Annotated in this window: 6 protein-coding genes and 1 tRNA gene; 3 read left to right on the top strand and 4 right to left on the bottom strand. The window is 69.5% G+C overall.

All coding sequences use genetic code 11. The features are described 5' to 3' along the window. Positions 1-150: 150 nt before the first annotated feature. Entirely contained in the window at positions 151-891 is a 741-nt protein-coding gene (locus tag ACIP6U_RS40015) for a hypothetical protein (RefSeq protein WP_401727661.1), read from the bottom strand. Between the two features lie 47 nt (positions 892-938). Here ACIP6U_RS40015 and ACIP6U_RS40010 point away from each other — a divergent pair, with 47 nt between their 5' ends. After that, complete coding sequence (locus ACIP6U_RS40010) at positions 939-1127, top strand: DUF5703 family protein (protein WP_005485166.1); 189 nt, start codon at positions 939-941, stop codon at positions 1125-1127. 74 nt (positions 1128-1201) lie between these two features. On the opposite strand, the gene ACIP6U_RS40005 is transcribed toward ACIP6U_RS40010, so the two are convergent. The 3 genes from ACIP6U_RS40005 to ACIP6U_RS39995 all read right to left on the bottom strand — a co-directional run bounded on the left by ACIP6U_RS40005 (position 1202) and on the right by ACIP6U_RS39995 (position 3972). Further along, positions 1202-2134 (bottom strand): chaplin, encoded by a 933-nt coding sequence (locus ACIP6U_RS40005; RefSeq protein WP_401727660.1) that lies wholly within the window; start codon positions 2132-2134, stop codon positions 1202-1204. Positions 2135-2254: 120 nt separating this feature from the next. Next, positions 2255-2488 (bottom strand): chaplin ChpH, encoded by a 234-nt coding sequence (chpH, locus tag ACIP6U_RS40000; protein ID WP_046256631.1) that lies wholly within the window; start codon positions 2486-2488, stop codon positions 2255-2257. 158 nt (positions 2489-2646) lie between these two features. Further along, a complete protein-coding gene (locus ACIP6U_RS39995) occupies positions 2647-3972 on the bottom strand; it encodes a M20/M25/M40 family metallo-hydrolase (protein ID WP_401727659.1) in 1326 nt (441 codons plus the stop codon). A gap of 218 nt (positions 3973-4190) precedes the next feature. On the opposite strand from ACIP6U_RS39995, the gene ACIP6U_RS39990 reads away from it, so the two are divergent. Together ACIP6U_RS39990 and glgX are read left to right on the top strand one after the other, a co-directional pair. After that, positions 4191-4278 (top strand) — tRNA-Leu (locus ACIP6U_RS39990). Positions 4279-4558: 280 nt separating this feature from the next. After that, on the top strand, positions 4559-6670 hold the full coding sequence (gene glgX / locus ACIP6U_RS39985; RefSeq protein ID WP_401727658.1) for a glycogen debranching protein GlgX: 2112 nt from the start codon (positions 4559-4561) through the stop codon (positions 6668-6670).

Raw genomic sequence — 6670 nt, 5'->3', positions numbered from 1 at the left:
CAGCCGTCCTCGCCCCGGCTGCCGGTGCTGCCCGCCCCGCTGGCGGGGTGGGCGGCGCCGCGCACCCGCAGCCCTCGGGATCGGCGGGTGTGCCTGGGCGAGATGTGCCCGGGGACCGCCGCCGTCGTCGTCTCACGACCGGCCGTGCCGTCAGCGTCTTACGTCGGGCTCCGCGTCCAGTGGCTCCAGGTCCTCGTCGGTCTCGAGCTCGGCGTCCAGGTCGGTGTCCAGCTCGTCGAGGTCCTCGTCGTCCACGCCGTCCACGCCGTGCGTGCCGATCCCGTCGATCTCGTCGTCGAAGACCGCGCTGACGTCGAAGCGGCAGACCACCCGCTGCGGATCCAGTTGCTCGAAGGGCGATTCCAGCCACTCACCGGCCTCGGGCGCCTCGTCCGCCGCCGTCACCCAGAGCGTGGAGTCACCCTCCTCCAGGCCGAACTCCTTGTGCCGGGAGGCGATCTCGTCCGGCTCGAACTCGCCGAACAGGATGCCCAGCGCCCCGTGCACGGTGCCGGAGGCCTCCACTCCGATGCTGTCCTCGTCCGCCGACTCGACCCGCTGCGCCTGCGCCAGCAGCCGCTGCGGCTCCACCACGGCGTAGTCGCGCCGGATCAGCACACTGAGGGCATTGGGCTCCTCGGGGCCCGTGTACGGGGGCAGCGCGTCCTCCGCACCGGGGATCTCGAACGGTGTGACCTCGTCATAGCGGTCGTAGAGCAGCTCGTCGTACGCCTCGGCGGCCGTCGCCAGCTGGTTGAACGCCTCGTAGACGGCCGGGTCGTCCTCCCCGGACCGGCGTTCGACCGCGGCCAGGTGGCGGTCGAGCGCGGTCTTGACCGCCTCGGCGGCGGCTCGTACCTCGGCAGCGGTGGGCTGCGCAGCATCAGACATAGTGCAGACGCTATCCGTACCGGGCCCCAGCCCGCACAATAGATGCGATGCCGGAATACGAATTTGTCGACGTGTACGTACCGCGCGGGGTTTCCCGCAAGGACGCCACTCGCCTGCTGACGGACCATGCCGAGTACGGTCACTGGGAGTTGGACCGCCTGAGTCTGCTGCGCGACGGCAGCCGCAGGGTGCGGTTGCGCCGGCGGATCATCCGCCAGGTACGCGCCACGTGGTGAGCTGAGGCGGAGACGAGACGGAGCGGGCCCCGTGGCGACGGGGCCCGCTCCGTAGTGCGTTCATGAGGGCGGTACTACGCCGACGCACGCGCCTTGCGGTACAGGACCGCGCCGGCGAGCAGCGCTCCGGCGCCGACCGGGAGGGCGAGGCCCAACGGCAGCTCGCTGCCGGTGTGCGCGAGCTGCGCGGCACCGGTCGGCTGTGTGACCGACTGGCCGCCCGGCCGGTTGACGTACGAGGAGCCGCCCGGCGTCCCGTGGCCCGCTACGGGCGGGGTGCTCGGGGTGCCGGGGTGACCCGGAGTCCCAGGGGTCCCGGGCGTACCGGGGTTCCCGGGCTGACCGGGCGTTCCGGTCGGAGGCGTGTGGTGACCGCCGCCGTGGTGTCCCCCACCGTGGTGGCCGCCGCCGTGATGGCCCCCGCCGTGGTGACCGCCGCCCTGGTGGCCGCCCCCGTGGTGACCTCCACCCTGGTGGCCGCCGCCTCCGTAGCCGTCGTTGTCGCAGTCGTTGCCGAAGGCCGGGTTGCCGATGCCGACGACGTCGACGCTGTTGCCGCAGACGTTCACCGGCACGTCCACCGGCGCCTGGACCGTGTTCCCGGAACCCACGCCCGGCGAGCCGCCGGTGTGTCCGCCGGCGTGCGAGCCCCCTGAGCCCCCGTGTCCGCCGGAGCCTCCGTGACCCCCATGACTCCCGTGTCCGCCATGACCCCCATGGCTGCCCGAGTCGCCGTAGCCGCCCGAAGAGCCGCTGCCGCCGCTCCGGTTGGCGCACTTGTTGCCCACCGCCGGGTTCAGGACCCCGACGACGTTGACCGTGTTGCCGCAGGCGTTGACCGGCACGTGCACCGGCGCCTGCACCGTGTTGCCCGACAGCACGCCGGGCGAGTCCGAACTCGAGCCGGTGGCGCCGGAGTCCGCGTGGGCGTACCCACTGCCGGCGGCGGCGATCACACCGGTCGCGGCCGCCACGGTCATCAGGCCCTTGCGGGTGACCTGTCGCATCTGCTGAATCCCTGCCTTCGAGCTTGCCGTCGACCTTGTCCGAAAAAGACCGGTCGGCCCCGGAGCGCATGGCGCGCGCTCCGGAGCCGACGGGCGTGCACGACCCTCAGGGGGTCGACGTCACTTGTTGATGCAGGTGTTGCCGAAGGCGGGGTTCAGCAGCCCGATCACGGAGACCGTGTTGCCGCAGACGTTCACCGGGATGTGCACCGGAACCTGAACGACGTTGCCGGACAGAACGCCCGGGGAGTGCACGGCAGCACCCTGGGCACCCGAGTCGGCGACGGCCAGGCCCGCACCCGCGAGAACCAGACCACCAGTGGCAGCCGCAGCGGCGACGACCTTCTTGATCATTATTCCTCCTTGTTGGCAATGCGATCCCAAGTAGCGGATCGCATCACCTGTAACGAGGAGGGAGTAATGGAGCTACGAGCTTATGAGCACATTCACCCGTCTCAGTCGTCTCCGCACGCGCTGTCGAATTCCGGCGTCAACCTGCGTCAACCGGCCTTTCACGACGCGTCGATGAACCGGTCCAGAACGCGCACGCCGAACTTGAGCCCGTCCACCGGCACCCGCTCGTCGACGCCGTGGAACATCCCGGCGAAGTCCAGCTCCGGGGGCAGCTTGAGCGGGGCGAAGCCGAAGCCGCGGATGCCCAGGTCGTCGAAGGACTTGGCGTCCGTGCCGCCCGAGAGCATGTACGGGACCGCCTTGGCCGTGGGGTCCTCGGCGAGCAGCGAGGACTGCATCGCGGCGACGAGGGCGCCGTCGAAATCGGTCTCCAGGGCCTTGTCCGAATGCACGTCCTCGCGCCGGACGTTCGGTCCGAGCAACGTGTCGAGGTCCGCGAGGAATTCGTCCTCGAATCCGGGCAGGAAACGCCCGTCGACATTCGCGGTGGCCTCGCCCGGAATGACGTTCACCTTGTAACCGGCGTTCAGCTGCGTGGGGTTGGCGGTATTGCTCAGGGTCGCGCCGATGAGCTTGGCGATGCCGCCGAGCCGCGCGAGCGTCGACTCCATGTCCTCCGGGTCCAGTTGGGTGCCGAGCGCGTCGCCGAGTTCGTCGAGGAAGGCCCGGGTCGTCTTGGTGACCCGTACCGGGAACTTGTGACGGCCCACCCGCGCCACCGCCTCCGACAGTTCGGTGATCGCGTTGTCCCGGTGGATCATGGAACCGTGCCCGGCGGTTCCGGCCACGGTCAGCTTGAGCCAGTGCATGCCCTTCTCGGCGGTCTGGATCAGATAGAGCCGGCGCTCCTCGCTGACGGTGAAGGAGAAGCCGCCCACCTCGCTGATGCCCTCGGTGACGCCCTCGAAGAGGTGGGGGTGCTTGTCGACGAGGTGGCGCGCCCCGTACGTACCGCCCGCCTCCTCGTCCGCGAGGAACGCGAGCACGATGTCGCGCGGGGGCTTGCGGCCGCTGCGCAGCCGGTCGCGGACGACCGCGAGGGTCATCGCGTCCATGTCCTTCATGTCGACGGCGCCGCGTCCCCACACGCACCCGTCGGTGACCTCGCCGGCGAAGGGGTGGTGGGTCCAGTCGGCCGCGTTGGCCGGCACGACGTCGAGGTGGCCGTGGATCAGCAGGGCGGGCCTGGACGGGTCCGCGCCCTCGATCCGGGCCACGGTGGACGCCCGCCCCGGGTGCGACTCGAAGATCTGCGGGTCGAGACCGACCTCGGCGAGCTTCTCGGCGACGTACTCGGCCGCCTTGCGCTCGCCCGGTCCCGAGTGGTCGCCGTAGTTGCTGGTGTCGATCTGGATCAGCTCACGGCAGAGGTCCACGACCTCGTCCTCGCCGGTGACGACCCTGGCCGTGTCCGTCTCGCTCACGCTGCTTCCTCCCGCTGTCACTGCTGGTGGTTCCCCTCATACTCCCTCTCTCCGGTGCCGCGGCCCAAGGGCGGGCCCCGCCCGTCACACGCGGTTCACACACCGACGGGAGCGGCCGGGGGCCGGTCAGGGGCTGGTCAGGGGAGTGATCGGGGACCCGCGAAAGCCTGGTAATGTTTCCTCCGTCGCTGCGGCCAGTGCCGCGCGACAGACACCTTGTCCGGGTGGCGGAATGGCAGACGCGCTAGCTTGAGGTGCTAGTGCCCTTTAACGGGCGTGGGGGTTCAAGTCCCCCCTCGGACACCAGCCGATCCCCTCGGCCGCTCAGCGGCCGGGGGGATTTTTGTCGTCCCCGGCGCCGCGCCCCCTCCCCTCACCTGCCGGGTCCCCGCGGGCCGAGTTGTGCGGGTACCCCACCAATTTTACAAGCCACTTGACTCAACCTTACAAGGCTTGTTGACTGACTTGGGTGCAGCCAGCCATGTCACGGAACCACCGTCAGACGGATTCGCAAGGGACCTGACTGACGCTCGACTACTCAGGTGACAAGAGGTGAAGCTCTGTGAAGGTCCAGGGAAGCCTGACGATGGAGCCACGAGCGGAGGCGACATCGAGAGTGTCACCCGGGCGCCCGCAGCCACTGGGCGCCAGCGTCGACGCGGACGGGGTGAACTTCTCGATTTTCTCCGAGTACGCGACCAGGGTCGATCTGCTGCTCTTCGACCGCTGTGACGCCCCCCGCCCCTCGCGGGTGATCCGGCTCCACCCCGAGCAGCACCGCAGCTTCCATTTCTGGCACTGTCACGTGGCGGGCCTCGGCCCCGGCCAGGTGTACGCGTACCGGATCGACGGCCCCCGCAACACCCCGCACTCCGGCGGCCGGTTCAACCACCGCAAGGTGCTGCTCGACCCGTACTCGCGGGCCAACATCAACACCTGCTGGGACCGCGGCCGCGCGGTCGGCGTGAGCGACAACGTCGAGCACTCCATGCGCAGCCTGGTCGTCGACCTCGACGACTACGACTGGGAGGGCGACCGGCCGCTGAACACGCCCATGGCGGACACGGTGATCTACGAGGCGCACGTACGCGGCCTGACCGCGTCGCCCACCTCGCACACCACCCACCCGGGCACCTTCTCGGCGGTCGTGGAGCGGATCCCGGACCTCCAGCGGCTGGGCATCACGGCCGTCGAGCTGTTACCGGTCTTCGACTTCGACGAGACGCAGACCCTGCGCATCGGCCCGGACGGCACGCCGCTGCGCAACTACTGGGGCTACGACCCCTACGGCTTCTTCGCCCCGCACACCGGGTACTGCGCCCAGCCCCATCTCGCCGGACACATCACCGAATTCCGGGACATGGTCAAGGCGCTGCACAGGGCCGGTATCGAGGTCATCCTCGACGTGGTCTTCAACCACACCAGCGAGGGCAACGAGTTCGGGCCGACGATCAGCTTCCGCGGCGCGGCCAACGAGGCGTACTACCACCTCTGGCCGCAGGACCGCAGCCGCTACATGGACTTCACGGGCTGCGGCAACGCTGTCAACGCCAACCACCCGATGGTCACCAAGTTCATCCTGGAGTGCCTGGAGTACTGGGTCACCGAGCACCACGTCGACGGTTTCCGCTTCGACCTGGCCTCGGAGATGTCCCGGGGTCCGATGGGCTACGAGATGGCGGTGCCGCCCGCGCTGTGGGCCATCGAGCTGTCGCAGGTGCTCGCGGAGACGAAGATCATCGCCGAGCCGTGGGACGGCGGCGGCCTGTACCAGGTGGGCCGGTTCCCGGGGAAGCGCTGGGCGCAGTGGAACGGCCCGTTCCGGGACGACGTACGGCGCTTCGTGCGTGGGGACGCCGGTCTGGTCGGGGAGATCGCCTCCCGGCTCGGCGGGTCCGCGGACCTGTTCTTCCCGCAGCAGGTGCTGCCGACCAACAGCATCAACTTCGTGACCTGCCACGACGGGTTCACGCTCAACGACCTGGTCTCGTACAACCACAAGCACAACCACGCCAACGGCGAGGCGAGTGCCGACGGGGCGCACGAGAACTTCAGCTGGAACTGCGGGGTCGAGGGCCCCACGGACTCCGAGGAGGTCGAGCGGCTGCGGGTGCAGCAGATCAAGAACCTGCTGTCGATCCTGATGCTGAGCCGGGGCGTGCCGATGCTGCTGGCCGGCGATGAGTTCCGCAACAGCCAGCAGGGCAACAACAACGCCTACTGCCAGGACAACGAAGTCTCCTGGCTGAACTGGGACCAGGCGGAGAAGGAGACGGAGATACGTTCCTTCACGGAACGGGTCATCGCCCTGCGCAAACGGTACGCGACCTTCCGCGAACCGCGCTTCTTCACCGAGCGGCGCAACGACCGGGACATGGCCGACGTGACCTGGCACGGCACCCAACTGCACTGCCCCGGCTGGGAGGACGCCGACGCGCGCGTCCTGGCCGTGACGCTGGGCGGCTTCGGGGGCGACCCCGACCTGCACATGATCCTCAACATGTACCACCTGGGCCTGGACTTCGAACTCCCGGCCGTAGCGGGCCACATCTGGCACCGGATCCTCGACACGGCCTGCACCGGGTCGCGCGACCTGCTCGCGCCCGGTCAGGAGGAGCCCGTCGAGGCGGACGTCATCCACGCACACGGCCGCAGCGTCGTCCTGCTGGTCGCCTTACCGAATGAGAAGGACGCCTGA

Origin of the sequence: Streptomyces sp. NPDC088794 (assembly GCF_044750545.1) — a bacterium.
Lineage (GTDB): Bacteria > Actinomycetota > Actinomycetes > Streptomycetales > Streptomycetaceae > Streptomyces.
This window is presented reverse-complemented; position numbering and strand designations above follow the sequence as displayed.